This window comes from Ruegeria arenilitoris, assembly GCF_013035315.1.
In the GTDB taxonomy this organism is placed as follows: domain Bacteria; phylum Pseudomonadota; class Alphaproteobacteria; order Rhodobacterales; family Rhodobacteraceae; genus Ruegeria; species Ruegeria arenilitoris_D.
The window spans coordinates 439,884-465,992 of record NZ_WQHP01000001.1; the positions used below are offsets into that span (position 1 = coordinate 439,884).

Genomic DNA, 26,109 nt, shown 5'->3' on the forward strand with positions numbered 1-26,109 from the left:
TCGTTTTCCTTTCCGAAAGGCGCGGATCCGCCCTTCATCTGGCTAAAAATACCTCGGGGGTCCGGGGCCGGCCCCCGGTCCACCCTTGTCACTTAGCTGTTCATCGCCGCCCAGACGCGCGACGGGCTCACTGGCATGTCGATATGATCGACGGCCTTGCCACCCGAGTTCAACGCATCCAGAACCGCATTGACGACCGCAGGAGGTGAGCCAATCGCGCCAGCCTCACCACAGCCCTTCACACCCAGCGGGTTATGCGTGCACGGCGTCTGGCTGGAGTGATCGACACCATAGAACGGAACATCGTCAGCACGCGGCATGGCATAGTCCATGAAGGACGCGCTCAGCAGCTGGCCGTTCTCGTCATAGGCACAGTTCTCAAGCAATGCCTGACCGATCCCCTGACCAATGCCGCCATGGACCTGTCCATCCACGATCATCGGGTTGACGATGTTGCCAAAGTCATCCGCCGCCGTGAACTTCTCGATGCTGACCTGACCGGTTTCGGGGTCAACCTCGACCTCGCAAGCATAAGCACCTGCCGGGAAGGTAAAGTTGGCCGGGTCATAAAACGCGGTCTCTTCCAGACCCGGCTCAACTTCCAAAGGATAGTTGTGCGGGACATAGGCCGTCAGGGTCACATCACCCCAAGCCACCGATTTGTCGGTGCCAGCAACGCTGAACTGACCATCCTTCAGCTCGATATCGGCTTCGGACGCCTCCAGCAAATGAGCTGCGATCTTCTTGGCTTTCTCGATCACCTTTTCGGTCGCCTTAACCATGGCCGAACCACAGACTGCCAGCGAACGGGACCCATAGGTACCCATCCCAAACGGGATCTTCGAGGTGTCTCCATGCACGATCTCGACCATCGACTCGTCGATGCCGATCATGTCGGCCACGACCTGCGGGAAGGCGGTCTCATGCCCCTGCCCGTGGCTGTGTGCACCGACCATAACGCTGATCGACCCGGTAGCATTCACCCGAACGGTCGCGGCATCATAGAGTCCTGCGCGGGCTCCCAGCATACCAACGATGTTAGACGGCGCGATGCCGCAGGCCTCAATGTAGCAATTGATGCCCAGACCACGCAGCTTGCCATTGGCCTCGCTTTCAGCCCGGCGCGCGGCAAAACCTGCCAGATCAGCAGCAGATTCCAGCTTGTCCATCGTGCCGTTGTAGTCCCCGGTGTCGTAGGTCAATGCGACCGGCGTGTCATAGGGGAACTGAGTGACAAAGTTCTGACGACGCAATGCAATCGGATCAACGCCCAGCTCGCGTGCAGCTTTGTCAACCACGCGCTCTAGCTGATAGGTCGCCTCGGGCCGGCCAGCACCGCGGTACGCGTCGACCGGCACTGTGTTGGTGAACATCGCCTTAACATTCACCTGAATGACTGGCGTCTTGTAGTTGCCCGCCATCAAAGTGCCGTGCAGCCAGGTCGGAACCGAGCTGGAGAAGGTCGACAGATAAGCGCCCAGGTTTGCGTAGGTATCGGTGCGCAGACCGATGAAGTTGTTGTCCGCATCCAGCGCCAGTTCGATCCTGCTGACGTGATCGCGGCCTTGCGCGTCCGACATGAACGCTTCGGACCGGCTGGCGGTCCACTTGACCGGACGGTTGCAGACTTTTGCGGCAAAGGTACAGAACGCCTCTTCGGCGTAGTGGAAGATTTTGGTGCCAAAACCGCCACCCACATCCGGGGCCACTACGCGTACTTTGTGCTCGGGCAGTCCCAGAACAAAGGCGCACATCAGCAGCCGGATCACATGCGGGTTCTGCGAGGTGGTGTAGAGCGTATACTCTTCGGTTCCGCGGCTATACTCGGCCACAGCCACACGCGGTTCCATCGGGTTGGCGACGAGCCGGTTGTTGACCAGATCCAGCGTCGTCACATGGGCCGCATTGGCAAAAACCTCGTTAACCTTTGCGTCGTCGGTTTCGCCCAACTGCCAGTCGTAGCAGATGTTGTTCTTCAGATCGTCATGGACCAGCGTCGCCCCGTCTTGGGCGGCGGCTTTCATGTCTAGAACGGCGGGCAGCTCCTCGATATCAAGGTCGATCGCCTCGGCCGCGTCACGCGCCTGCTCCAGACTGTCGGCCACAACGGCTGCAATCGGGTCACCCACATGCCGTACCTTGCCCTGCGCCAGAATTGGGTGCGGCGGTTCCTGCATGGGCGCGCCATGCTTATCCGTGACTTCCCAACCGCATGGGATACCCCCCACGCCTTCAAAGTCTTTTCCGGTGAATACCTTGACCACGCCGGGCATGGCCTCAGCTGCCGAAGTGTCGATGTTTTTGATCCGACCATGCGCAATATCGGACCGCAGGAAATGCACATAGGCCTGGCCATGCACGTTGATGTCGTCGGTGTAATTGCCTGCTCCGGTCAGAAAGCGTACGTCCTCACGCCGCTTGGAACTGGCTCCGATGCCACTGTCTTTGGGCATTGCTTGTTCTCCTCCCTGGAAAGGAATTTTCGTCGAAAATTCTCAATCTCTGCCTTACTCGGCAGCGATGTGACCTACGTCCTGGCCTGATGCGGCCATGATCGCCTTGACGATGTTGTGGTATCCCGTGCAGCGGCACAGGTTGCCTTCCAGATACTTGCGTATCTCACCTTCGGTCGGGCGCGGGTTCTCTTTCAGCAGGGCCGCCGCGCTCATGACCATTCCGGGTGTGCAGAACCCGCACTGCAAGCCGTGATGGTCCTGAAATGCCTGCTGGATCACGTTCAAGGAGCCGTCCTGATTGGCTTGTCCTTCGATGGTGCCTACGTCAGCCCCATCCGCCTCAAGCGCCAGCATGTTGCAGGATTTCACCGCTTCACCGTTCACATGGACAACGCAGGCTCCGCATTGAGCGGTATCGCAGCCCACATGGGTTCCGGTCAGCGACAGGTGGTCACGCAGGAAACTGGACAGCAGTGTCCGGCCCTCGACATCACCGCTCACGGATTTCCCGTTCACGGTCATTGAGACCTGTGTCATATTTTCCTCCCAATATGAAATCTCCCGTTCCGAGTTAAACACGGGAAAAATTGTTTGAGAACAAAAATATTTAGCGCCTGTATCCGACGTTCGTAGGGGTCGCCTTTGGCGTTAAATCCACCTAGGCCATTCGAAAATCGGCGGTCGGGTTACGCTTTGCGCCCTGATCTTGGCTGCGGTCGTGTGGGAATTTCCTTGAGCAGCCCTCCGACCCCCATACCCGCGATATCAGCCCCGGTCGTTTCCACCCCACAGGCCACGCGGGACAGAACCCAGTCCGCGCCGTTCAGCGCCGGAGAGCGCGCGCAGCCCGGCAGACCGATCACCGGACGCTGTTCAAGCGCGCCAATAAACAGCAGGTTACCGGGATCGACCGGCATACCAAAGCGATCCACATGACCGCCTGCGGCGCGCACGGCCTGAGGCGCGACATCGAACACATCCGACGTGGCCGAGCCGGTCAGGATCATCACAATATCACCCGATGCCTCCGAAATTGCCTGCGCCAATGGTTCGGGTTTGTGAGGTACGATCTGCACCTCATCCAATTCAAGCCCCAGCGCCTCGACCCGGCCGCGAATGGCCGCGATGCCCTTTTCGTTGGAGGGGCCGCCCGGAATATCCGTTACGATCAGCCCAGCGGTTTTGTGGACCGGGGCCGCCAGGCGAATGGACGCGCGGGCCAGATTGGTGGCTTTCAACACATCCTCGCGCGGAACAGCGTAAGATATCACCTTGATCGTGGCGACCATACCACCCGGGCCCATCTGCTGATATTGCGGCACCGTCGCGACGGTGATCATCGGGTTTACGCAATTGAACGCCTGCAACGCCTCGGCATCCAGGTCCACGACACCGGGCCCGTCCGCCAACAGGTTCACACGCCCCGTAAAAGGCTGCGTCACGCGCAAACCCACAGCTTGCGGGTCCGGTGCAAGGGCTGCAGCCAAAAGCTCGGCGGCTTCGTCTTCGTGACAATCTCCGGTTTCCAGCCGCGCCACTGTGACTTCGTCATACCCGGCATCAGCAAGCTGGTCACAATGGTCGGCTGTCAAAACAAGCCCTTTGCGCAGCTTGGCATCCTGGACTTGCACCGAATGCGCCAGAATTGCGCCCGTGGCCTCTGCGATAGGAACGGGACCGAACTTCACGCTTTGCCCCTTAGAACAGCTGTCATCTGGGCAAGAATGGCCACCGCAATCTCGGATGGGTCCGCCGCGCCAATGTCCAAGCCGATGGGACCGTGGATCTGAGCGATCTCAGCCTCAGAAAACCCGGCTTCGGTCAACCGCGCTACACGTTTCGCGTGGGTCCGCGTGGAACCGAGCGCCCCGATATAGAACACTCCCGCGCGCAAGGCAGACTCCAATGCCGGATCATCCAGCTTTGGGTCATGGGTCAAAAGAACCACGGCGGTCCGTGTGTCCATGCCCAGCTTGGCAACGGCCTCGTCCGGCCAGTCGGTCAGGATCTTTTCGCCGGGAAAGCGCGCGCTTGAGGCGAAGGCGTCACGCGGATCGATGATGGCGGGGTCATACCCGGCAATCCGCGCCATAGGTACCAGCGCCTGAGCGATATGGACGGCCCCCACAATGATCAGCCGTAGCGGAGGGTTGTGGACGGCAACGAATGTCTGCCCGTCTTCTTCAAAACCGGATCGGTCCATACGCATTCGGTTGGCATAGGCATTGCGGCGCAACGCTCTGTGGCCGGTTTCAACGTTGACCTCGTATGCCACAGGCTCCCGCCGGGCGCGGGCCGCAACCAAGTCACGCAACATGGGTTCTGGAAGGACCGATCCTATAGGCTCGACCAAAACGCGGATCGTACCGCCGCAGGCCAGACCGACGGCAAAGGCATCCTCGTCACTAACGCCGAATTCCAGTAACCGCGCCTCGCCCTCGTCCATCGCCTCCAGCGCTTCGACGATGACGGCACCTTCGACGCAGCCGCCAGAGACCGAACCCTCGATCCGGCCGTCGCCAGCGATCACCAACTGAGCACCCACGCGGCGCGGCGCACTGCCCCAGGTTTCAACAACCGTAGCCAGTGCCGTCGGATGACCCTCGGCATGCCATTTCAGGGCCGTCTCAGGGCTGTTGTCGAATCTGTCCATTGCACCCTCCCGGCGTGTTCAGGTCCAACATAGGCAGGTTTGGCGCAATGAAAAGTAAGCCTAAAGGCGAACATCCTGTATTTCGCCGTCACTTAGCCCTGGGCCGGCATCGGCGTATACAAGCCCAGATGCCACTGTCGCCCACAAATCATTGATTGCGCCGAACCCAGATTCTAGCCTACACGGGCAATTGCTGCATTCCAGTATGCGCATATAAATTTTTCACAACGGAGACAGAGAGTTGAAACGAATTCTTACACTCGGACTGGCGCTTGGCCTGTTTACTTCGACCGTCGCAGCTGCGGACACATATCTGCGCTACGGCGAGGTTGAGGGCTGGAAAGTATTCATCGACCAGGACAAGAAATCCTGCCTGATCGAAGCCGCTGATGACTCGGAAAACGTGGTCCAGATGGGCCTGACCGAAGACCGTGGCGTCGGCTACGTGGGTGTGTTCACCAAGGCAGAAACCGACATCAAGCGCGGTGAGAAAGAAGCCGTGGCGATTTTGCTGGGCGAAAATCTTTATGTGGGCGAAGCCACCGGCATGCGCGGCAATATCACCAAAGGGTACTCGGGCGGGTATGTTCTGTCGGATGATCCGCAGTTCGCCGATGACATTGCCAAACAAAAGGTCATGGTCGTTTTCCCGGAAAAGGACTTCGGATTTACCGTTGATTTGACCGGCACCTACAAGGCCATGGAAATGGCGCGTAAGTGCAACGAAGAACAGCTGAGCTGACCCTCAGGTCGAAAGCGCGGTCATCAGCCGCGCTTTCTCACCCACATCGTCGGGTTTTGAAATAACGGCAGCCAGATCTTCGAGCGACGCAATCGAGTGGCCTGCCCTGAAACTGTCCACATGGGGCAGCATAGCCGCCACGCCTTGGGCCTTGGGTGCGAACCCATCCCACCGCAGCAATGGATTCAGCCAGATCAATCGACGTGCGGACAGGTGCAGTCGTTCCATCTCTTTTCCCAACGCTTCGGGATCACCCCGGTCCAGCCCGTCCGAGATCAGCAGGACGACCGCGCCCTGCCCCATGACCCGCCGCGACCAGTCCCGATTGAAGGCATGCAAGCACTCTCCGATCCGCGTGCCGCCTTCCCAATCCTGCGCCTCGGCCCCGGCAGCGGCCAGCGCGGCATCCACATCGCGGTGCTGAAGGTGGCGGGTGATGTTGGTAAGCCGCGTGCCAAAGGTGAAGGCGTGCACCTTGGCCCAGCCTGCCCCCTTGGCGTTCGAGACGGCATGCAGGAAGTGCAGAACAATCCGGCTGTACTGGCTCATCGACCCGGAGATGTCGCAAAGCACAACCAGATTGGGCCAACGCGGCTTAGGCTTTTGACGCAAAATTTCATGCAGCTCTCCGCCCTGCCGCATGGCGGCGCGCAGCGTTCTGGCCCGGTCGATGCGATGCCCTAAATGGCTTGCCTGGCCGCGCCGAGATTCAATGGGCTTCACCGGAAGCGTCAACCGCGCCAGCATCCGCTTTGCTTGTGCGATCTCGGACGTGCTCATCTGCTCAAAATCGAGGCTCCGCAGACGTTCCTCGGACGATGCCGTCTGCGAGGCGTCAATCTCAAGCTCATTCTCTTCTTCTTGCTCTGCGACATCTGGCAAGTCTTGTTCGACACCGTCCAGCAACGCCTCGGCCGCGCGCTTTTCGGCAGCGTCCGCCTTACGTTCTTCCTGAACGCCGCGAATAGCAGGCAGCATCATGGACATCATGTGCTCCAGATACCGGGGGTCGCGCCAATACAGCCGAAAGACCTGCGCGAATACGGTTCGATGTTCCGGTCGGTTCACGAAACAGGCGTGCAGCGTCCAATAAAAGTCCTGTTTCTCGGTAAATCCAGCCACCTGCACGGCGCGAATGGCGTCAACAACCCTGCCCGTCCCAATGGGCAACCCGGCCTTACGCAAGGCACGCGCGAAATGGGTAATGTTTTGCGCCAGCTTGGGATTGTCGGGGATGTCCAGTGGTATCTGCTCAGCCATGCGCTTGCTCCACATGCTGGCAAATGACAGCCGCTGCAGCCTCAGCGGTCAAATCGGTTACATCCAGGACAATCGCAGTCTCGGGCACAAACAACTCCTCCGAACTCCGAATGGCTGCAAGAACGTCAGGGTCTGTTAGTTTGCTCCCCCCAATGCGGCCCGGTTCCCGCAGCCGTCGCTGGTTTTCCTGCACCGAAGCGTCCAGCACAAACAAATGCAATTGCGCGTTCCGACTTTTTGCAAAATCCAGTGTTGGCTGAAACAACGGAACAGCAGCCGGTTCGTCCGCCAAAGCGTCGGTGAAGACAATCGGTACTTCTTTTGGTAGCCGCCGCGCGTGACTTAGAATGGCGTTACGCACGTCTCCCCGCATTTCAACGCTTTCCGGTGTGTTTCGCGCGTAGATTGCCCGAGCCGCGTCCAGCATCAAATGATTGTGGATCAAGCGCCCGCCCAGTTTCTCTGCAACAATCCGTCCAATCGTCATTTTGCCGACACCCGGCCAACCGCCAATATGAATGACCGGAGCCGTCGCCATCGGATCAGGCAGGCTCCAACACCGCTTTGGCTTCGTCCAGAATGCGCTTGGCCTCGGACCCCTGCAGCTTTTGGATGTCGTCCTGGTATTTCAGGATCGCACCCAAAGTATCCCCGATCACCTCGGGGCTCAGGTTGATGACGTCCAACGCCAGCAGGCATTTCGCCCAGTCGATGGTTTCGGCCACGCCGGGTTTCTTGAACAGATCCTCGGTGCGCAGGTGCTGAACAAAGGCTACGATCTCGCGGCTAAGCGCCTCGGCGGCTTCCGGGGCACGAGCGTGCAGGATTTCGATCTCACGGTCGAAATCGGGATAGTCGACCCAATGATAGAGGCAGCGCCGTTTCAGCGCATCATGCACCTCGCGCGTGCGGTTTGAAGTGACGATGACAATGGGCGGTTCCGGGGCCTTCACAGTGCCCAACTCGGGGATCGTCACCTGAAAGTCGCTGAGCGCCTCAAGCAAGAAGGCCTCGAACGGTTCGTCCGTTCGGTCCAGTTCGTCGATCAACAGAACCGGAGCGCCATTTTCGTCCGGCCGCATCGCCTGCAGCAGCGGGCGTTCGATCAGGTACTCGTCCGAAAACAGCTCGGACTGCAGCGCGCCGCGATCTGCGCCACCCGAGGCCTCGGCCGTGCGGATTGCAACCATTTGCGCCGGAAAGTTCCATTCATAGACGGCGGAAGAGGCATCCAACCCTTCATAGCACTGCAGCCGGATCAGGCGACGGTTCAGACCGGCAGCCAGCGCTTTGGCAATCTCGGTTTTGCCCACGCCGGCCTCACCTTCCAGGAACAATGGTCGGCCCAGTTTCAGTGACAGGAACACCACTGTCGCCAACGCCCGCCCACAGACATAACCTTGTTCGCCAAGCATGGATTGAACGGCGTCGATGGATTCTGGCTGTGTCATGTTCTGGTCTCTCCCTTGGCACAACAGGTCACGACCATGCCCGCGCGTCAAGGCCGTGTCCTTTCCGGGACTTACGACGATCGGATGAGTTGACAAGGTCTGGGACCCATTGAGGGTCTTTCGCCATCGGGTCCGCTGTGCTAGCGGAAGGCCATGACCGATACCCTCACGATCCGCCGCCCCGACGACTGGCATCTGCACCTGCGCGATGGCGCTATGCTGCAGGCCGTCCTTCCCGAAACCGCGCGCCATTTTGGACGTGCGATCATCATGCCCAACCTTGTTCCGCCCGTTGTACGCGGAGATCAGGCCGCCGCCTATCGCGACCGTATCCTGGCCGCGCTGCCCGACGGCATGACGTTTGAACCGCTGATGACACTGTACCTGACCGAGGATACAGACCCCAAGGACATGGCAGCGGCCCACGCCAGCGGTCTTGTCAAGGCGGTCAAGCTATACCCGGCGGGTGCCACGACGAACTCGGCCTCGGGCGTTCGCGATTTCGACAAGGTGCGCCCGGTGCTGGAAAAAATGGCCGAGATTGGCCTACCGATGTGCGTGCATGGTGAGGTCACGGATGCCGAGATCGACATCTTCGACCGCGAAGCCGTGTTCATCGACCGCGTGCTGGATCCGATCCGCAGGGCAACGCCCGGCCTGCGCGTCGTGATGGAGCATATCACCACCTCGAACGGCGTCGATTACGTCAAAGCCAACGACGCCGACCTTGGCGCTACGATCACCGCGCATCACCTGATCATCAACCGCAACCACATTCTGGTGGGCGGGATCAAACCGCACTACTACTGCTTGCCCGTTGCGAAACGCGAGGAACACCGGCTGGCACTTCTGGCCGCCGCAACCTCGGGCGACGCGCGATATTTCCTGGGAACCGACAGTGCCCCGCACACGGATGACAACAAGGAAATGGCGTGCGGCTGTGCCGGCTGTTTCACCGCGACCAACACGATGTCACTGGTGACCGAGATGTTCGACCGCGAAGGCGCATTGGACAAGCTGGAAGGGTTCGTGTCGCTGAACGGACCGGGTTTCTATCGCCTGCCGGTCAACGACGAGACCATCACAATGACAAAGGGCGAACCGGTTGAGTATCCCGCCAAGATCGAATCCGGCGATGGACCGGTGACGGTTTTTAATCCGGGCTTCCCGCTTCACTGGCGCGTGGTTTAACCCGCCAGCATCTTTGACAAATCGCGGGCGCGGCCTCCGGTTCGCAGCATCGACCAGGTCGCGTCCGCCGCATCATTCCCGATCAGCTTGGCGGCCTTGCCGCGCACGCGATCCTCACGATCTGACAGCGGCATCGGGGCCAGCAGATCATGCGTGGCCTCCATCCGGGCACCGTCACGGCGCAGCAGCGTCAGATGCGCCTGCGTTTCTGACAGGGTTTCGTCTGCCTCAACGGCGACCCGGTCCCGCAGAGACCTCAGCCGCGGATCAGCGCAGACCTTTTCCGAAAAACTGGCGGGCAAGGCCGTATCGTAACCAAGCGCCTGCATCGCAATCACGGTGCGATATGAGAATTTGGCACCCAAACCAGTTGTCGGCGACGTTTGATTGCAAACGCTCATCCAACGCGGGTGGGTCTTGACCTTGATCTCGGCCACCTCGGGCTCGGCAATGTCCAGATCCCGTGCTGCTTCAAGCGCGGCATGCAGGCCGTGGCAACAGGCGTGAAACTTGTGACTGACGCTTTCGAACAGCCAGTCCTCTCCTAAACCATCCAGAGCTGCCGCCGTATCCGCCTGTCCCTTATGCGTTGCACCAAAGCCATAAGCGCCTTCCAGTGCCTGTGTATTGGGATCAAATCCTCCCGCCACAAGCAACGCGGCCTCGACCCCGGCAGAGGCCGCAAGACCAGCGTTGTAGGGTTTGCCCATCGTGCCAAACTGCGCTTTCAACCCAGCGGCGCGGGTCGCCGTCAGGCCCAGAACTTTTTGCATCTGCACCGCATCAAAGCCCAGTATGCGCCCTGCAGCCACAGCTGCACCAAATGCCCCGGATGTCGCAGTCTGGTGAAAACCCGCTTGATAATGGTCGCGCCCGAGCCAGAGCCCGATGCGGATTGAAGTTTCCATGCCTACCAGAGCCGCCTCAAGGAAATCGACCAGAATGCGATCATCCCATTCACTTGCCGCCAATGCAGCAGGCAGCACGGCAACCGATGGATGGCCGATATGGGCGAAATGCGTGTCATCGTAGTCCAACGCGTGGGAGACCGTGCCGTTCACCAAGGCCGCTCCGCGCAATGGCGCAGCACCTCCGCCGAACAACCGCGCCTGTTCTGCACCACCTTCGCCCAGAACCAAATCACGCACGGCGCGCGACACAGGCTCATCCACACCTGCGCGCCCGACAGCGATCCAGTCCAAAACAGAGAGAGACGTGACAACTCGCGTTTGCAAGGTCGTCGTGATGGGGCCCGCCGCAAAGGCTGCCAGAGATGCGGTAAAGTCTGTCATGGCCGCAGTCTAGCGACCACCGACGGGTGGTAAAGGGCTAGCTGTACAAGTCCTTTGCCCGGGTTTCAAAAGCCTGCACGATCCGGTGCATGGCTTCGTTGAACACCACACCAATGATCCCCTGCAAGATGGCATTCTTGAACTCGAAGTCCACATGGAACGAGATGTTGCAGCCGCCATCGTCTGCGTCTTCAAACTGCCAATCGGACTTCATGTATTTGAAGGGGCCGTCCAGGTATTCGGTGTCGATGCGTTTTTGATCAGCAAACAAGGTCACCCGGCTGCCGAACCGTTCGCGGAAAACCTTGAACGAGATCACCAGATCGGCCTCCATCACCTGCGCCTCGCCCGCTGCATAGGTCCGCCGAATACGGGCAGCTGCACACCATGGAAGGAACTCGGGGTACTTGGCCACATCGGCGACCAGCTCGTACATCTGCTGGGCAGTGTAAGGGAGGTGACGTGTTTCCGAATGTGTAGGCATGGCGTCCGGTTTTACAGGTGACAATGGCGCGTCATGTCGTATGTTGCGCGCCAAAGATCAAGGGGGCTGCGATGACTGACCGCGCTTATGTGATAGATGAGATGATCTCGGCCAAGGCCATCGCTGCAAGGATCGAGGAATTATGCCGGGAAATTACCGCTGAATTTGGGGATACGGACAAGCTGGTTGTCGTAGGCCTATTGCGCGGCAGCTTTGTCTTCATCGCCGACCTGGTCCGGGAGTTGGACCTGCCGATCGAAGTCGATTTCCTTGAGGCGTCATCGTACGGTGATTCGATGGAAAGTAGCCGCGAGGTGCGTATTCTCAAGGACTTGCGTGGTGCAATTGAAGGGCGCGATGTTCTGGTCGTCGAGGATATCGTCGACACCGGTCACACCCTGAACCACGTCACCAAGCTGTTGCGCAGCCGAAAACCCAGCCGCCTGAAATCAATCGCCTTGCTGGACAAGCCCAGTCGGCGCGAGGTCGACTTCCGTTCGGACTGGATCGGTTTTGAGATACCGGATGAATTTGTCGTGGGCTACGGGATCGACTACGCGCAGCGCAACCGAAACCTGCCCTTCATCGGCAAGGTTCGCTTTGTTGAAGGCTGAGCAGATCCAAAATGATCCCGGATTCCTATGATCAAAGTGGCTACACAACTTTGAATTCACCAAATGGAATATTATTAGACAATTTACCCAATACCGGATTACCCTCCGATTAACTCGGGAGGTCTATTCTAATGAAAGTATTGTCTATTGGGCTTCTGGCGGCTTGCGCAGTCACCGCAACGGTTGGTCTTGCAGACGCAAAAGACAACAAGGGCAAGGGTAAAGGTCCAGACAAGTCGAAAATCGAAAAGTCGATAAAAACCAATAAAGGCGTTGGTGTACCGCCTGGACAGATAAAGCGTTACACGCGAGGGCAGAAACTCCCAAACGATCTGGCGTTCGACTATATTGACAACTTGGATGGCTGGAAATTGAAGCCCCTGCCCGCCGGTCAGCGATATATTCGCTTGAATGACGAAATCTTGTCGATATCAGAGGACACTAGGACAGTCATTGATGCCGTCGGAATAGTGAGCGATCTCGCAAACTGAAGTTTCAGCCAGTAAGAGATCGAATTGCGGCAACAAAGACATCCATTCCTACCGGGATAAGTGCGTCAGGGAAATCGTAGTCCGGGTTGTGCAACTGTGAATGATCCACGCCGGCCCCGAGCCAGAACATCGCCGTTTTTGCACCCTTGCCGAACTGACCAAAGTCTTCCGAGAATTTTTGCGGAACCACGGTTAATTCGCATGGCACCGCGCGTTCAGCGCATGCCGTAACGATTGTTTGGACGGCCTGTTCATCGTTCGTGCAGGCTTCGAAGACATCGTCATAGCTGACAGAAACATCCAAGCCATCCATGGCTGCGGCCTGTTTTGCCAACGCTTCGGCCCCGGCGATCAAGCTTTCCATCCGCGCATCGGACACGGTTCTCAGCGTTACCCAAATCTGGGCTAGGCCCGGCGCGACGCCAAATGTGGGCTCGCCCAACCGGGCATGGGTCACTGTGGTCAGCGCAAAATCGGCATCCAACGCGCCGCCTGATCCCAGATCGGCAAGCTTGACCATCAGATGTGACATGGCCCGCGCCGGGGACACCCCATCCTGAGGTGCAGCAGCATGCGAAGTCTTGCCGGTCAATTCGATCTTCATCCCGCGCGATGCGCAGTTTGCTGGTCCCTTACACAGCTCAACCGTACCAAGGGCCAAACCCGGCAGGTTGTGAAGCGAAAACACGTAGTCCGGCGCGATCTGATCGAACTTCGGGTCTGCACGAAAGGCAATCGCGCCTTGCCCGGTTTCCTCGGCCGGTTGAAAGATCAGAACAACCCGACCCTTTGCGGGCTGTTGTCGCGCCAGCTCTTCGGCCACGCCCAGCACCATTGTCATGTGGCCGTCGTGGCCGCACAGATGCCCTTTGCCGGGCACCTTAGACACATAGGGCTTCGAACTGAGCTCCTGGATTGGCAGCCCATCCAGTTCGCACCGGATCCCCACAGTTGGTCCTGCGTGCCCACTGTCAAAGACCGCGGCAACGCCGTGTCCGCCCAGACCGGTCAGCACCTGATCGGCACCGTACCCTTGCAACAGGGTGGCCACGCGAGCAGCAGTCTCACGCTCCTGCCCTGAGAGTTCGGGGTATTCGTGCAGTTCGTGGCGCAGTCGGGTTAACCGGGCGCAGGTTTCAGGTGTCACCCTTGCTCCAGCTTTTTCTGGCGCGCGTCGCGCAGCCGGGCAAAGTCATCCCCCGCGTGGTAGGACGAACGGGTCAGAGGCGTCGCTGACACCATGAGGAACCCTTTGCCATAGGCGGCCTTTTCATATGATGCGAACTCTTCCGGGGTCACAAACCGGTCGACGCCGTGATGCTTTGGCGTGGGCTGCAGGTACTGACCGATGGTGAGAAAATCGATAACGGCAGCGCGCATGTCGTCCATGACCTGACGCACCTGTTGTTCGTTCTCACCCAGCCCGACCATGATGCCGGATTTCGTGAAAATCGACGGATCGAGTTCCTTGACCCGTTGCAACAGCCGCAGCGAGTGGAAATAGCGCGCGCCTGGACGAACCTCAGGGTAAAGGCCCGGTACGGTCTCAAGATTGTGGTTGAACACGTCCGGTTTGGCCTCAACCACGGTCTCCAATACGGAGGGATCACATTTCAGGAAGTCCGGCGTCAGGATTTCGATGGTCGTCTTCGGCGACCGGTGCCGAACCGCTCGGATCGTTTGCGCGAAATGTTCCGCGCCGCCGTCCTTGAGGTCATCACGGTCCACCGAGGTAATCACCACGTGGTTCAGACCCAGTTTCTGGACGGCATGCGCCACGCGCCCGGGCTCGAACGCGTCCAGTTCATCCGGGCGACCGGTGGCGATGTTGCAGAAGGTGCAGCCGCGGGTACAGATCTCGCCCATGATCATCATGGTGGCGTGGCCCTGGCTCCAACACTCGCCCACGTTGGGGCACCCGGCCTCTTCGCAGACAGTGACCAGATTGTTTTCACGCATGATCTTGTGGGTATCGGCATAGCCTTTCCCACCGGGCGCTTTGACGCGAATCCACTTTGGCTTTTTAGGCTGCGCGTTATCGGGACGATGCGCTTTTTCGGGGTGACGTTGTTCTGGGATCTTCAGATCACGCACGGCTGGCTTTCCTGACTTTGGGTCAATTTGCTTAGCTGTAACATAGTACGCCTGCGGCGACTATGCCAGCCGGTCATACCCGCCATGCAAGGCCGCATTGCATGCGCAGCAACTCAGGCCAGAGGATTAGCCAGATCGCTGGGATAAATGTCGTTTTGTTAGACACTTGCCCACATATTGCAATTGCGGCATTTCTGACATTGAAGGCCATTTAGAACTGTTTTAAATCCCTTTCAATTCCAATTTGAATCACAGGAGCCTGTAGATGAAAACCGGCGCAAAACTGCCCTCCGTTACCTTCCACACCCGCGTTCGCGATGAAGCTATCGAGGGGTCGAATCCTTTCCGCTGGGAAGACAAAACCACTGCGGATTACTTTGCAGGCAAGCGCGTCATCCTGTTTTCGCTGCCGGGCGCATTCACGCCCACATGCTCGACCTACCAGCTGCCCGGGTTTGAAAACGGCTATGCCGATTTCACCGCTAAGGGCATCGACGAAATCTACTGCATGTCGGTGAACGACAGCTTTGTCATGAACAAATGGGCGCAGGATCAAGGTCTGAAAAACGTCAAGGTCATTCCAGATGGTTCGGGCGAGTTCACTCGCAAGATGGGCATGCTGGTCGACAAGGACAATCTGGGCTTCGGTATGCGCTCGTGGCGCTATGCTGCCATCGTAAACGACGGTGTTGTAGAGGCATGGTTCGAAGAACCCGGCCTGATTGACAACTGCCCCGAAGACCCATATGGCGTGTCGTCGCCGGAAACTCTGATGAAGCACCTGGACGAAGCCAAGCAGCCTGAATTGGCTTAAGCCCGTCCGATTTCAAAGCAAATTAGGCTCGCCACTGGCGAGCCTTTTTTATTGGCGTGTCGCGGTCACGATTTCTTCGCCGACGCGTCGGATAACCTCTGCCAGACTGTCAAACCAGTCCTCTCTGCCAGTCGATAACCGCCGCACCAGACCCACCGTTCGGGCCGGTTGCGGCGCACCAAATCGCATGAGCTTAAGCCCCGGGACCGCCTCAGTTTCTGACCGCGCGGCAAGTTCAGGCATAAGTGTCAGGCCGAACCCGTCAGCAACCAATCGCGACAGTGTCGCCAACGAGGATGCGCCCATATTAATCAAACCGCTGCTGCGGTCCTGCCCGCAAACCTCCAACGCCTGATCCGTCAGGCAGTGACCGTCATCCAGCAACATCAATTGCGCTTTTTGCAGATCAATAGGGCGCAATGCATCCGGGTTGGTCGGAACAGTTTGCAGCCGCCCTGCACTGCCCGCCAGAAAAAAGCGATCTTCAAAAAGCGGCAGTTCGAACATCTCGCTTCCACCTGATGGCAGGGCCATGACACCGGCGTCGATCTCACCGGCGCGCAACATGGCCAGCAACCGCTCGGTCCGGGCCTCGCGGATCTGGACCCGGAGTGAGACGTCAGTCGTGCGTAAACCGGCCAAAACGCCGGACAGCAGGTAAGGAGCAATTGTCGGTATGATCCCGATCGACAAAGACCTGTGCCCGCTGGAGTTATCCTTTGCGAATTGATCTAGCCGATCCGCAGCGCCCAGAACTTGCCGCGCGTAGTCCAGAACATCCCGACCCAACGGGGTTAGCAGAATGTCACGCGCCTGCCGTTCGAACAGCGGACCGCCCAAAGTTTCCTCGAGCGACTTGATCTGAACGGACAGCGCAGGCTGAGACACATGGCACACCTGCGCGGCCCGGCCAAAATTGCGTTGATCAGCAACCGCGCTGAAATACTGAAGCTGTCTGAGGGTAAAATTCATAGGCATTACCTATCACCACCACCAAAAAGCTCAATCAGAAACTATGGCAAACTTCACCCGATCAAACGTGTTTTTTCGGCCTGATCTTCATAGTGCCGCTTAAGACGCTGCAGAGCGATGCGCAGAACGATTTTTCCAGATCGCGCCGACCAGCCCATGCGTTTCTCGGCCAGTTCCAACCCTTCCAGATAACAGCAGCAACGCAGCGCAACGTCGCTGAGCCCCGGCCCAAGATCCGACAGCGCACGTTCGACCCGTGCCCGTGCATCAGACGACCCTTGCCCCGCATGAACTCCGGCACCAAAACTGCCACGCCTCCCAGCGGTCAGAAAGTGATCCCAGTTCTGCGTGACCTGAGGGCCAATCTGCGCCAGCTCAAAGTCCTCACGCAGACGCTCACCCGCGCTGACAAGGGCTTCGTCCAGAAACGGCTTGCCATCCCGATCCCGTCGGCGTGCCAGGGCGATCAAAGGGCTTTCGGCTGCGCTGTAGCGAATGCGCCGAGCACGGGGTGAGGACGTGATTTTGCTACCCTGCGCCTGAAAAGGCGTTTGCGCCTCGGCCATACCGAATTCGTTTCTCGCACGCGCCTTGTTCTCGGCCTCGGCAATCAGTTGGCTCAGTGCAGCGCGCCCTGAGGACGAGATACGATAGCGCGAAATACGTCCCGGATTGCCGCAAGAAATCCAGTCCTTTAGCGCCAAGGCCTGCGCGATCCGGCAATCTACAACGGCTGTTCTGGTAGCGGCATTGTCACCGCTGTCACGGACGACCACGGCCTTGTCCATCTCTTCCGCCACCGCCAGCACCGCGCCGGTTTCGCACAATCTGCGCAGGATCCGCAGGGCCTCGCGGTTGAACTCTTCGTCCTTGGCCGCTACGTCTTCTGGCTGCAGGCCCAACGCTTCAGAAGCGGCCCTAGATTGCCCTTCGAGATCCGAGAAATGAGTTTCCGCAAGCGATTGCAGCGCGGCATCCACAAGCGGGTCGTCGCGACGCATTTCGATGCGCCGAATTTGTCTGAGTATGGTTGACGCATGGCACCCAACAGACCGCGCTATGTCGCGGATCGACTGGCCGGTTTCGGTGTGCGCCAGGTATCTTTGCGCCCCCTCAGGTACCCAAGCCGGAATGGTGAAAGCCATGCTATCTTCCATAGTTACTTGCCCTCGTCGACAATCCAATCTGTTCTCAATCGCCCCCGGAAAATTTGTTAACCAATCCTAACTAGAGTTGCTTTCGTTACTCGTTCGTTAACCGGAGGAGACAAGAGCCAGATTTGATTCAAAATCATAAACACTCATTAAGTCAGAGTTCGGAGAGAGCCCAAACAAGGCTACACCCGCTTAGATTGTGTGAGAAATGCGCATCTTCTGTTCAACCAAGGGAACACTGAAATGCAGGACCTGATGACCATGATTACAACGCTCCGCCGCCCTCCTCTGCTGGCCCGGGCCGCTAAACACGGAGCGCAGGATTAAGATCGGGAACGGCACCTGCAGCGTATCCTGGGGTACGGGTCCTTGCCCGGAACAGGTGCTGCCTTGGTACGGCTAATGGAAATGGAACGAGAGGTTAACGCCCAAAGACAGGCCGAAGATGCCGCCTATTCGCTGGTTCGCCATCTGGATCTGTTGATTGCGCTTTTGGGCGAGGCGCAACTGTTCAAAGCCAGCCGCGCCTCGCAGTATCAGTGATCAGGTAAAGGCATCCGGCATGGATGCTTTCTTCTCCGCAATATACTCATTCAACGCAGCGTTGATTGACGGGTCGAGTTGCGGTTGCTGATAGTTGGCCAGCAAATGCTCGACCCGCGCCGAGGCGAGTTGCCGCGTATCGCGCGCGCCTTCATCTTCCCAGGTCTCGTAGGGTTTGTAGTCCAGCAGATCGGATTTCCAGAAGGCCTCTTTGAAGTTCGCCTGCGTATGGGCACATCCAAGATAGTGACCACCGGGTCCTACCTCGCGGATCGCGTCCATGGCCTGCGCGTTCTCGTCATAAGCCACGCCTTTTGCCAGACCGTGCAGAACGCCCAGTTGATCCGCGTCCATCACGAATTTTTCGAAGTCGGCGACCAGACCGCCTTCCAGCCAGCCGCAGGAATGCAGCATGAAGTTCACACCAGCCATCAGACCCATGTTCAGCGAGTTTGCAGTCTCGTACGCCGCCTGCGCATCAGGCAACTTCGAGCCACAGAAAGACCCCGCAGACCGGTACGGCAGGTTCAGACGCCGTGCCAGTTGCCCTGCGCCATACGTGATGTGCGCGGCTTCTGGCGTTCCAAAAGTCGGCGCGCCCGAGTTCATGTCGATCGATGTCACAAACGCACCAAAAATCGCGGGTGCGCCCGGACGGATGATCTGGCTGTATGCGACCCCGGCCAGAACTTCGGCCAGAACCTGTGTCAGCGTACCGGCAACCGAAACCGGTGCCATCGCTCCGCCCACGATGAACGGCGAGATGATGCAGGCCTGATTGTTGCGCGCATAAACTTCGAGCGAGCCCATCATTACATCGTCGAAGGTCATCGGCGAGTTGATGTTGGTCAGCGAGGTCATGACGGTGTTTTCCTGCACGAACTCTTTGCCGAACAGAATTTCGCACATTTCAACCGAATCCTGCGCACGCGCCGGGTCAGTCACCGAGCCCATGAATGGCTTGTCCGACAGGGTCATGTGCGCCATCAGCATGTCCAGGTGACGCTTGTTCACCGGAATATCCGTCGGCTCACAAACCGTACCGCCCGAGTGGTGCAGCCACTTGGACATATAGGCCAGTTTCACGAACTTGTTGAAATCGTCCATGGTCGCATAGCGACGGCCACCCTGTGCATCCCGCACGAACGGAGGGCCATAGACCGGGGCAAGAACCATGTTGCGGCCGCCGATGACCACCGATTTTTCGGGGTTGCGGGCGTGCTGGGTGAACTGGCTGGGCGCTGTCTTGATCAGCTCGCGAGCCAGACCACGCGGAATGCGCACACGCTCGCCGTCCACGTCGGCACCGGCGTCTTTCCAGCGCTGCAACGCGCCTGGATTATCGACGAAGTTAACACCGACTTCGGCAAGAATGGTTTCCGCGTTGGTTTCGATGATCTCCAACGCCTCTTCATTGAGAATTTCGAAGTTCGGAATATTCCGTTCGATATACTTCGCGGTTTCGATACGAACTGCGGTGCGTTCGGCCCGGCGAGCGGCGCCACCGCCACCTCGTGCCCTGCGCCGGGTATTTGCCTCTGCCATGAGAAGATCCCGTCTGGTTGATTTGATTGATCAACTTGTTATAGCAGCCTTAACTGCCTCAGCATCAGGATTGCGGCGCTCTGGGGGAAAAAGCGACATTGACGGTCGTCGCAAACAACAGATCAGCCAGTGTCAACTCAAGCCTCGGACACAACATCCCACTCGACACTTTCGATGCTCGGTTCGAGCATAAGCGGAGCAACGATTTTGTGCTGCACGGCTTCGGGCTGATCCTCCATTGAAACGATGATTTCAATCGTTTGAAGCCCGTTGGAGATATCACTTTTGTCGAACCCGACGATCCGTACGTCATTCTGTGCAAGAGCTTTAAGCACTGACATGCGCGCATCTGCCTGCGTGTTTTCGTGACAACGCAACAAAATTCGAAACTCCTGCGTCAACGGAACACCAGCTCGAGTCGTGCGTTTGAGCCATTTTACCAGCGGTCTTAGCCCGAGATTCACAAAGATAACGAACCCGGTCATCATAACGGCAAAGTACCAAGCTCCAGCGCCTGCCATCATTCCCACTGCAGCCGAACACCAAAGCGTCGCGGCGGTATTCAGCCCATGGATCGTAAATCCGTTGCGAAAAATGATCCCTGCCCCAAGGAAGCCAATTCCTGACACCACTTGCGCAGCGACCCGCGTGGGACTTACTTCTTCTGGAAAAAGCGCCGAAAAAACAACAAACGCCCCCGCACTTAGTGCAACCAATGCATTTGTGCGCAGCCCCGCCATACGCTGGCGAACTTGCCTTTCCGACCCAATCAACGCGCCGCAGAACATTGCGAGTGCCAAATTCAAAGCCGCAATTTCAATAGCAATTGGCATCGCGTTTTTCCCGTCTTTCTAGTGTCTTCGCGCCGCGGCACCCGGACCGTCATATTTTTGTTACAAAACTTTTACAATTGGTTTTTTTGTTTCCCCCACTTCGGCGGTGATTCAAGAGCTTCCTCTTGCGAAAGCACCTGTCTTGCCATATGGCGCAACCATGACCCAAGACACCCATGACCGCCTTCTGATCATCGACTTCGGCAGCCAGGTTACGCAGCTTATTGCCCGCCGCCTGCGCGAGTTGAATGTCTATTGCGAAATCCACCCCTATCAGAACGTCACGATGGACTTCGTTCGGGAAATGGCTCCGAAAGCCGTGATTTTCTCGGGCGGTCCAGACAGTGTGACGCGCGAAGGGTCGCCTCGTGCGCCGCAAGAGATCTTTGACTACGGCGTGCCGATTTTGGGCATCTGCTACGGCCAACAGGTGATGATGCACCAGTTGGGCGGCAAGGTTGAAAGCGGGCATGGCACGGCGGAATTCGGGCGCGCGTTTGTAACACCGAAGGAACAGCTGGACATTCTGGACGGTTGGTTTGCTGATGGGGACGAGCAGGTCTGGATGAGCCACGGCGATCACGTCAGTGAAATCGCCCCCGGCTTCGACGTTTACGGCACCTCGCCCAACGCGCCTTTCGCGATTACGGCGGATACCAACCGTCACTTCTATGCGGTGCAGTTCCACCCCGAGGTGCACCACACCCCCAAGGGCGCAAAGCTGTATGAGAATTTCGTTAAGCTAGCAGGGTTCCAGGGCGATTGGACCATGGGCGCTTATCGCGACGAGATGATCCGCAAGATCCGCGAGCAAGTTGGCGACAAGAAAGTCATCTGCGGGCTTTCCGGCGGTGTAGACAGCTCGGTCGCGGCTATTCTGATCCACGAGGCGATCGGCGATCAGCTGACATGCGTCTTTGTCGACCACGGATTGCTGCGCAAAAACGAGGCCGAAGAAGTCGTGGGCATGTTCCGCGACAACTACAACATTCAGCTGATCCACGCGGACGAAAGCGATCTGTTCCTGGGCGAGCTAGAGGGTCAGAGTGACCCCGAGACCAAGCGCAAGATCATTGGTAAACTGTTCATCGACGTGTTCCAGAAACACGCCGACACAATCGACGGAGCCGAATTCCTAGCGCAAGGCACGCTGTATCCGGACGTCATTGAATCAGTTTCGTTCTCGGGCGGCCCATCGGTCACGATCAAGTCGCACCACAATGTCGGCGGTCTGCCCGAAAAGATGGGCCTGAAACTGGTCGAACCCCTGCGTGAATTGTTCAAGGACGAGGTTCGCGCCTTGGGTCGCGAACTGGGTCTTCCGCAGAGCTTTATTGGCCGTCACCCCTTCCCCGGCCCTGGCCTAGCGATCCGCTGCCCCGGTGAAATCACCCGCGAAAAGCTGGACATCCTGCGCGAGGCAGATGCTGTTTATATCGACCAAATCCGCAAGCACGGGCTCTATGACGACATCTGGCAGGCTTTTGTGGCCATTCTGCCCGTACGCACCGTGGGTGTCATGGGCGACGGACGCACCTATGACTACGCCTGCGCGCTTCGTGCCGTGACGTCAGTGGACGGCATGACCGCGGACTACTACCCGTTCAGCCACGAATTCCTTGGTGAAACAGCCACGCGGATCATCAATGAGGTCAAGGGCATCAACAGGTGCACCTACGACATTACCTCAAAACCACCCGGAACGATTGAGTGGGAATAAGTACCCGATTATGTTTTTTTTACACGATCTAAAGTACACTAATCACCTTCCTTGGAATGAGGCCATTCATGAAGAACACGCATTTCTGGATATTGCGAAAGATCCTGAAACGTGCGTCTAAGGCGTCATTGGAACAGGTCAAAACCTACCGGATTTTGGGTGAAACCTATGGGCAGTACGACTCCATGGAAAACTGGGACTGTCGCGATGGCGAAGGCCGTGAAATCCCTTGGTACACTTATCCGGCGATAGAATATCTTGACAGCTTTGATCTGAACGGCATACGCGTTCTGGAATATGGCAGTGGGAACTCCTCGATCTTCTACCTGAATGCAGGCGCAGAGGTAACATCGATCGAAAACGACAAAGGCTGGTTTGACAAGATTTCTGCTTCTCTCGCTGACAAACCGTATTTCACCTATTTCTTCGAACAGGACGAAGCGCAATACGTCGAGCGCGATGAAATACAAAATGCCGATATCGTCGTAATCGACGGGCGCTATCGCAACGCCTGCGCCAGATTTATGCGGAAACGGCTCCAACAGAAACGGATCGATCCGGTTATGATTGTCTTCGACAATTCGGACAGGCACCCGGACTGCATTGCCTTGCTGGATGAGGCCACGGGCTGGAACAGATGCGATTTCAACGGCTTCGGTCCGATCAATTCTTACACATGGACCACGTCGGTCTATCTCAACCCATCGCGGCAACTGTCCAGAAAGAATCGTTTGGCCCCAATAGGCGGGCTGGGTGACGTGAGTGCAGACGACAGTTAGGACCCAGCGGACGCGATGCCACCGACACTTGATAGGACGGGCGCTTTGAAACTACTTAGCAGAATAAAAAGGTCGATTTCAAAGCGGCTCAGTCCACCAAATACCAAATATTACGGTTTGAACGCTCTCGATCAAAAGATTGAGCCCTATCTGGATTTCGACAACGGTTTCTTTGTGGAACTCGGGGCAAATGACGGCGTCACACAATCCAACACCTACTATTTGGAAAAAGATAGGGGATGGCAGGGTGTTCTGGTCGAGCCGGTACCGCATAACTTTCTCAAATGTGTCTCAACACGGGGAAGCCGGAGCAAAGTGTTTTGCAATGCCTGCGTCGACTTCGGTTTTCCTGATCGCTTAATCGAGATGGACTACGCAAACCTGATGAGCGTAGGTGTCGGACAGGAATTGGACCTTTCGGATCGAGACGAGCATCTAAGGATTGCTCAACTACACATGAAAGACACCGAGGTCAGTTTCTCGTTCGGCGCGGTCGCCCGCCCGCTCAATGATCTTCTCATCGAGGCACATTCACCAAAAAACATAAACCTTCTCTCATTGGATGTCGAGGGAGCAGAACTGAGTGTGCTAAAGGGGATTGATCACGACCAGTTTCGCTTTGACTTTTTATTGATCGAGTGCCGCGATCTTGGCCGGTTGCAGAAATATCTGAGCACAGTTGAATACGAACTTGAAACCGCCCTCACTCGGCACGACTATCTTTTCCGCAACAACCGACAGGCTTAGTTCGTTCATGCTAAGAAGACCCAAGTGGAATTGGCCCGTTTCGAACACCTACTTCGCAGTCTTGCTTCTTTGTGTTGAGTTGTCCTCGCTTTGAAGCGTGCACCTAGTCATCTTGGCAAGGCAGCGCTCTGGATGACCGGGGCGATTGCCTCATTTTCCTCCATGGCAGTCGCGGGACGCGAGTTGAGCGTTACCCATGACACGTTCGAGATCATGTTCTATCGCAGCCTCGTGGGTATTTGCGTCGTCGCTCTGGTCCTGACGGCAACAGGGAAATGGCATCAGGTCTCGACCAAACGGATTGGCTTGCACGGCGTTCGCAACTTGCTGCATTTCACTGGCCAAAACCTCTGGTTTTATGCCGTAAGTGTCATCCCGCTGGCGCAGGTTTTCGCGTTGGAGTTCACACAGCCCATCTGGGTCATCCTACTGTCGCCCTTGCTGTTGAAAGAGCGTCTGACAACCGTACGCATGATGTCGGCATTGATTGGTTTTGCGGGCATCCTGATGGTAGCGCGCCCGGGTGCCGTACCCCTCAGCGCGGGTGTGTTAACGGCCGCCCTGTCCGCCGTTTTCTTTGCTTTGACAACCATATCGACCAAGTCCCTCACCCGCTTTGCCAGCATTGGGTGCATCATGTTCTGGCTGACGGTCATGCAAGCCGCGTTGGGGTTGATTGCGTCCGGGATCGACGGTCAGATCACGCTACCTTCGGCCAGCACCGCTCCGTTCTTGCTGTTGGTGGGGCTGGCCGGGCTTTTGGCGCATTACTGCATTACCAATGCGCTCGCCATTGCGCCGGCAACTGTTGTGGTCCCCTTTGACTTTGCTCGCCTTCCGACCATCGCGGTGGTGGGCATGGTTTTGTATCACGAACCCTTGGATCACTGGACGCTTCTTGGTGCTGCCGTGATCTTCTCAGGTATCTTTTTGAACGTCCAGGCCGAGAATCGTAACAGTTTGGCAACACTCTCCGGCGACACTCAACGCAAGTAACGCACGGTCACCAGTTGACGATAAAGTAAAGCTTAGAAAAGTATCGAGCACCGCATTACAGGTCAGTCCGCACCACAACATTACAGGCACTGACCTTCAGGAGACCTAGAGGGAGGAAATAATGAAAAAAGCGCTTCTACAGGCGTGCGCGGTGTGCATTGGCGCAACTGGGGCATACGCTGGCGGTCTGGACCGTAGTGGCCAGGGCGTCAACATCCTGTTCGAGGAAGGATCTGTTGTACAGTTCCGTTTCAGCTACACAAACCCCAGCGTCAGCGGTGAGCAAAACGGGGTTCCGTCAGGGAACGTCGCCAACAGCTTCTTCACCCCGCACCTGGCATATAAACACGCGTTCACAGACCAGCTGGATTTTGCACTGATCTATGACGAGCCTTTTGGCGCCGATGTCCGCTATCCGTCGAACTATCCGCTGTCGCGGAACCCGACTGCAGCCGTGGGTGGACGCACGGACGTTCTGCGTGCAAAGGCAGATGTTGATGCGATCACAGCTCTGCTGCGTTACAAGTTCGATGGTGGATTCAGCGCCATTGGTGGTATCCGCGCACAGCGCGCCGATGCGAATGTCGCTGTACCCATCGTAGCCGGATATGAATTTGAATCCGGTGCCGAGATTGATTTCGGCTATGTTGTAGGTGTCGCATGGGAACGCCCGGAAATCGCGGCACGCGTTGCACTGACCTACAACTCGAAAATCACTCACAAGTTCGACTCGACCGAATCCATCAACCGCGTTCCGCCGATCCCGGCCGCGCTGGTGACGGCACAGACTCAGACCGAAGTTGTAACACCCCAGTCGGTTAACCTGGACTTCCAGACAGGCGTTGCGCCCAACACGCTGCTGTTCGGTTCGATCCGCTGGGTTGACTGGCCGCAGACCGTACTGGCCCCGCCGGTATATCTCAGCGCTGCAAACCAGAACCTGGTCGACTACGACGACGACACTTTCACCTACTCGCTTGGTGTGGGTTATAAGTTCTCGGAAGAGTTTTCGGGCGCGATCACTGCAGGTTACGAAACCTCCGGCGACACCACCGTATCGAACCTTGGCCCGACTGATGGCTTCTGGAGCCTGGGCGTCGGCGGCACCTACTCGTTCGAGCAGGCACAGCTGTCGGGCGGTATCCGCTACACCGACATCGGCGACGCGACCACCACAACCGGCGGCCAGTTCTCGGGCAACTCGGCCTGGAGCGTCGGTCTGCAGCTGACTTACTTCCTGCAGTAAGCAGCACAGCTCAAGACTTTTGAAACCCCGCC

25 protein-coding genes and 1 pseudogene are annotated in these 26,109 nt (G+C 57.6%); 11 read left to right on the forward strand and 15 right to left on the reverse strand.

What is annotated here, in order from left to right; translation table 11 throughout:
• Positions 1 to 92 precede the first annotated feature (92 nt).
• The 4 genes from GOV53_RS02200 to GOV53_RS02215 all read right to left on the reverse strand — a co-directional run bounded on the left by GOV53_RS02200 (position 93) and on the right by GOV53_RS02215 (position 5,109).
• Positions 93 to 2,453 (reverse strand): xanthine dehydrogenase family protein molybdopterin-binding subunit, encoded by a 2,361-nt coding sequence (locus tag GOV53_RS02200; protein ID WP_170463947.1) that lies wholly within the window; start codon positions 2,451 to 2,453, stop codon positions 93 to 95.
• Between the two features lie 54 nt (positions 2,454 to 2,507).
• Complete coding sequence (locus GOV53_RS02205; RefSeq protein ID WP_170463949.1) at positions 2,508 to 2,993, reverse strand: (2Fe-2S)-binding protein; 486 nt, start codon at positions 2,991 to 2,993, stop codon at positions 2,508 to 2,510.
• A 149-nt stretch (positions 2,994 to 3,142) separates the two neighbouring features.
• Positions 3,143 to 4,144, reverse strand: a complete 1,002-nt coding sequence (locus GOV53_RS02210; RefSeq protein ID WP_170463951.1) for a molybdopterin-binding protein — start codon at positions 4,142 to 4,144, stop codon at positions 3,143 to 3,145.
• Positions 4,141 to 5,109 (reverse strand): XdhC family protein, encoded by a 969-nt coding sequence (locus GOV53_RS02215; RefSeq protein ID WP_170425334.1) that lies wholly within the window; start codon positions 5,107 to 5,109, stop codon positions 4,141 to 4,143. The genes GOV53_RS02210 and GOV53_RS02215 overlap by 4 nt, the downstream gene beginning before the upstream one ends.
• Positions 5,110 to 5,350: 241 nt before the next feature.
• Between GOV53_RS02215 and GOV53_RS02220 the strand changes: the two genes are divergently transcribed.
• Positions 5,351 to 5,851, forward strand: a complete 501-nt coding sequence (locus GOV53_RS02220; protein ID WP_170463953.1) for a hypothetical protein — start codon at positions 5,351 to 5,353, stop codon at positions 5,849 to 5,851.
• A 3-nt stretch (positions 5,852 to 5,854) separates the two neighbouring features.
• On the opposite strand, the gene GOV53_RS02225 is transcribed toward GOV53_RS02220, so the two are convergent.
• The 3 genes from GOV53_RS02225 to GOV53_RS02235 are packed head-to-tail and all read right to left on the reverse strand — an operon-like array spanning position 5,855 to position 8,562.
• Positions 5,855 to 7,111: a vWA domain-containing protein gene (locus GOV53_RS02225; protein WP_170463955.1), complete on the reverse strand. Its 1,257-nt coding sequence runs from the start codon at positions 7,109 to 7,111 to the stop codon at positions 5,855 to 5,857.
• Positions 7,104 to 7,649, reverse strand: coding sequence for an AAA family ATPase (locus GOV53_RS02230; protein ID WP_170463957.1), 546 nt, complete (start codon positions 7,647 to 7,649; stop codon positions 7,104 to 7,106). The genes GOV53_RS02225 and GOV53_RS02230 overlap by 8 nt, the downstream gene beginning before the upstream one ends.
• Positions 7,650 to 7,653: 4 nt before the next feature.
• Complete coding sequence (locus tag GOV53_RS02235) at positions 7,654 to 8,562, reverse strand: AAA family ATPase (protein WP_170463959.1); 909 nt, start codon at positions 8,560 to 8,562, stop codon at positions 7,654 to 7,656.
• A gap of 153 nt (positions 8,563 to 8,715) precedes the next feature.
• On the opposite strand from GOV53_RS02235, the gene pyrC reads away from it, so the two are divergent.
• The gene (gene pyrC / locus GOV53_RS02240) at positions 8,716 to 9,753 is read left to right on the forward strand and encodes a dihydroorotase (protein WP_170463960.1); all 1,038 of its coding nucleotides are present in this window, start codon (positions 8,716 to 8,718) and stop codon (positions 9,751 to 9,753) included.
• Here the strand turns inward: pyrC and GOV53_RS02245 are convergent.
• A complete protein-coding gene (locus GOV53_RS02245) occupies positions 9,750 to 11,045 on the reverse strand; it encodes an MmgE/PrpD family protein (protein WP_170463962.1) in 1,296 nt (431 codons plus the stop codon). The genes pyrC and GOV53_RS02245 overlap by 4 nt on opposite strands.
• 37 nt (positions 11,046 to 11,082) lie before the next feature.
• Positions 11,083 to 11,529 (reverse strand): type II toxin-antitoxin system RatA family toxin, encoded by a 447-nt coding sequence (locus tag GOV53_RS02250; RefSeq protein ID WP_170425355.1) that lies wholly within the window; start codon positions 11,527 to 11,529, stop codon positions 11,083 to 11,085.
• Positions 11,530 to 11,600: 71 nt separating this feature from the next.
• On the opposite strand from GOV53_RS02250, the gene hpt reads away from it, so the two are divergent.
• Positions 11,601 to 12,143 (forward strand): hypoxanthine phosphoribosyltransferase, encoded by a 543-nt coding sequence (gene hpt / locus GOV53_RS02255; protein ID WP_170425365.1) that lies wholly within the window; start codon positions 11,601 to 11,603, stop codon positions 12,141 to 12,143.
• A gap of 131 nt (positions 12,144 to 12,274) precedes the next feature.
• Positions 12,275 to 12,634, forward strand: coding sequence for a hypothetical protein (locus GOV53_RS02260; RefSeq protein ID WP_170463964.1), 360 nt, complete (start codon positions 12,275 to 12,277; stop codon positions 12,632 to 12,634).
• A 4-nt stretch (positions 12,635 to 12,638) separates the two neighbouring features.
• Here the strand turns inward: GOV53_RS02260 and GOV53_RS02265 are convergent, their stop codons facing one another.
• Both GOV53_RS02265 and lipA read right to left on the reverse strand, forming a co-directional pair.
• Positions 12,639 to 13,781 (reverse strand): amidohydrolase, encoded by a 1,143-nt coding sequence (locus tag GOV53_RS02265; RefSeq protein ID WP_170463966.1) that lies wholly within the window; start codon positions 13,779 to 13,781, stop codon positions 12,639 to 12,641.
• A complete protein-coding gene (gene lipA / locus GOV53_RS02270) occupies positions 13,778 to 14,728 on the reverse strand; it encodes a lipoyl synthase (RefSeq protein WP_170463968.1) in 951 nt (316 codons plus the stop codon). The genes GOV53_RS02265 and lipA overlap by 4 nt, the downstream gene beginning before the upstream one ends.
• Positions 14,729 to 14,993: 265 nt before the next feature.
• On the opposite strand from lipA, the gene GOV53_RS02275 reads away from it, so the two are divergent.
• Positions 14,994 to 15,542: a peroxiredoxin gene (locus GOV53_RS02275; RefSeq protein ID WP_170463970.1), complete on the forward strand. Its 549-nt coding sequence runs from the start codon at positions 14,994 to 14,996 to the stop codon at positions 15,540 to 15,542.
• 48 nt (positions 15,543 to 15,590) lie between these two features.
• On the opposite strand, the gene GOV53_RS02280 is transcribed toward GOV53_RS02275, so the two are convergent.
• Both GOV53_RS02280 and GOV53_RS02285 read right to left on the reverse strand, forming a co-directional pair.
• Positions 15,591 to 16,514: a hydrogen peroxide-inducible genes activator gene (locus GOV53_RS02280; RefSeq protein WP_170463972.1), complete on the reverse strand. Its 924-nt coding sequence runs from the start codon at positions 16,512 to 16,514 to the stop codon at positions 15,591 to 15,593.
• 53 nt (positions 16,515 to 16,567) lie between these two features.
• Positions 16,568 to 17,671 (reverse strand): DUF6456 domain-containing protein, encoded by a 1,104-nt coding sequence (locus tag GOV53_RS02285; protein ID WP_170463974.1) that lies wholly within the window; start codon positions 17,669 to 17,671, stop codon positions 16,568 to 16,570.
• 258 nt (positions 17,672 to 17,929) lie between these two features.
• Here GOV53_RS02285 and GOV53_RS02290 point away from each other — a divergent pair.
• A pseudogene (locus GOV53_RS02290) lies at positions 17,930 to 18,211 on the forward strand (DUF6477 family protein).
• On the opposite strand, the gene GOV53_RS02295 reads toward GOV53_RS02290, so the two are convergent.
• The gene (locus GOV53_RS02295) at positions 18,212 to 19,756 is read right to left on the reverse strand and encodes a trimethylamine methyltransferase family protein (protein WP_170463976.1); all 1,545 of its coding nucleotides are present in this window, start codon (positions 19,754 to 19,756) and stop codon (positions 18,212 to 18,214) included.
• Between the two features lie 137 nt (positions 19,757 to 19,893).
• Complete coding sequence (locus tag GOV53_RS02300; protein ID WP_170463979.1) at positions 19,894 to 20,589, reverse strand: MgtC/SapB family protein; 696 nt, start codon at positions 20,587 to 20,589, stop codon at positions 19,894 to 19,896.
• Between the two features lie 160 nt (positions 20,590 to 20,749).
• On the opposite strand from GOV53_RS02300, the gene guaA reads away from it, so the two are divergent.
• The 5 genes from guaA (at position 20,750) to GOV53_RS02325 (ending at position 26,077) form a co-directional block, all read left to right on the forward strand.
• On the forward strand, positions 20,750 to 22,309 hold the full coding sequence (guaA, locus tag GOV53_RS02305) for a glutamine-hydrolyzing GMP synthase (protein WP_170463980.1): 1,560 nt from the start codon (positions 20,750 to 20,752) through the stop codon (positions 22,307 to 22,309).
• 68 nt (positions 22,310 to 22,377) lie between these two features.
• Positions 22,378 to 23,088: a hypothetical protein gene (locus GOV53_RS02310; protein ID WP_170463983.1), complete on the forward strand. Its 711-nt coding sequence runs from the start codon at positions 22,378 to 22,380 to the stop codon at positions 23,086 to 23,088.
• Between the two features lie 45 nt (positions 23,089 to 23,133).
• Positions 23,134 to 23,835: an FkbM family methyltransferase gene (locus tag GOV53_RS02315; RefSeq protein ID WP_170463984.1), complete on the forward strand. Its 702-nt coding sequence runs from the start codon at positions 23,134 to 23,136 to the stop codon at positions 23,833 to 23,835.
• A 90-nt stretch (positions 23,836 to 23,925) separates the two neighbouring features.
• On the forward strand, positions 23,926 to 24,831 hold the full coding sequence (locus GOV53_RS02320; RefSeq protein ID WP_302477673.1) for a DMT family transporter: 906 nt from the start codon (positions 23,926 to 23,928) through the stop codon (positions 24,829 to 24,831).
• Positions 24,832 to 24,952: 121 nt separating this feature from the next.
• The gene (locus GOV53_RS02325; protein WP_170463988.1) at positions 24,953 to 26,077 is read left to right on the forward strand and encodes an OmpP1/FadL family transporter; all 1,125 of its coding nucleotides are present in this window, start codon (positions 24,953 to 24,955) and stop codon (positions 26,075 to 26,077) included.
• Positions 26,078 to 26,109: the final 32 nt, after the last annotated feature.

What these genes read in the sequence shown, in the direction of transcription:
- GOV53_RS02295 (WP_170463976.1), bottom strand. Translation starts at nt 19,756, where the DNA reads ATGGCAGAGGCAAATACCCGGCGCAGGGCACGAGGTGGCGGTGGCGCC.
- GOV53_RS02235 (WP_170463959.1), bottom strand. Translation starts at nt 8,562, where the DNA reads ATGACACAGCCAGAATCCATCGACGCCGTTCAATCCATGCTTGGCGAA.
- GOV53_RS02325 (WP_170463988.1), top strand. Translation starts at nt 24,953, where the DNA reads ATGAAAAAAGCGCTTCTACAGGCGTGCGCGGTGTGCATTGGCGCAACT.
- GOV53_RS02310 (WP_170463983.1), top strand. Translation starts at nt 22,378, where the DNA reads ATGAAGAACACGCATTTCTGGATATTGCGAAAGATCCTGAAACGTGCG.
- GOV53_RS02245 (WP_170463962.1), bottom strand. Translation starts at nt 11,045, where the DNA reads ATGACAGACTTTACCGCATCTCTGGCAGCCTTTGCGGCGGGCCCCATC.
- GOV53_RS02200 (WP_170463947.1), bottom strand. Translation starts at nt 2,453, where the DNA reads ATGCCCAAAGACAGTGGCATCGGAGCCAGTTCCAAGCGGCGTGAGGAC.
- GOV53_RS02275 (WP_170463970.1), top strand. Translation starts at nt 14,994, where the DNA reads ATGAAAACCGGCGCAAAACTGCCCTCCGTTACCTTCCACACCCGCGTT.
- pyrC (WP_170463960.1), top strand. Translation starts at nt 8,716, where the DNA reads ATGACCGATACCCTCACGATCCGCCGCCCCGACGACTGGCATCTGCAC.
- GOV53_RS02300 (WP_170463979.1), bottom strand. Translation starts at nt 20,589, where the DNA reads ATGCCAATTGCTATTGAAATTGCGGCTTTGAATTTGGCACTCGCAATG.
- GOV53_RS02225 (WP_170463955.1), bottom strand. Translation starts at nt 7,111, where the DNA reads ATGGCTGAGCAGATACCACTGGACATCCCCGACAATCCCAAGCTGGCG.
- guaA (WP_170463980.1), top strand. Translation starts at nt 20,750, where the DNA reads ATGACCCAAGACACCCATGACCGCCTTCTGATCATCGACTTCGGCAGC.
- GOV53_RS02260 (WP_170463964.1), top strand. Translation starts at nt 12,275, where the DNA reads ATGAAAGTATTGTCTATTGGGCTTCTGGCGGCTTGCGCAGTCACCGCA.
- GOV53_RS02280 (WP_170463972.1), bottom strand. Translation starts at nt 16,514, where the DNA reads ATGAATTTTACCCTCAGACAGCTTCAGTATTTCAGCGCGGTTGCTGAT.
- GOV53_RS02205 (WP_170463949.1), bottom strand. Translation starts at nt 2,993, where the DNA reads ATGACACAGGTCTCAATGACCGTGAACGGGAAATCCGTGAGCGGTGAT.
- GOV53_RS02215 (WP_170425334.1), bottom strand. Translation starts at nt 5,109, where the DNA reads ATGGACAGATTCGACAACAGCCCTGAGACGGCCCTGAAATGGCATGCC.
- GOV53_RS02285 (WP_170463974.1), bottom strand. Translation starts at nt 17,671, where the DNA reads ATGGAAGATAGCATGGCTTTCACCATTCCGGCTTGGGTACCTGAGGGG.
- GOV53_RS02250 (WP_170425355.1), bottom strand. Translation starts at nt 11,529, where the DNA reads ATGCCTACACATTCGGAAACACGTCACCTCCCTTACACTGCCCAGCAG.
- hpt (WP_170425365.1), top strand. Translation starts at nt 11,601, where the DNA reads ATGACTGACCGCGCTTATGTGATAGATGAGATGATCTCGGCCAAGGCC.
- GOV53_RS02230 (WP_170463957.1), bottom strand. Translation starts at nt 7,649, where the DNA reads ATGGCGACGGCTCCGGTCATTCATATTGGCGGTTGGCCGGGTGTCGGC.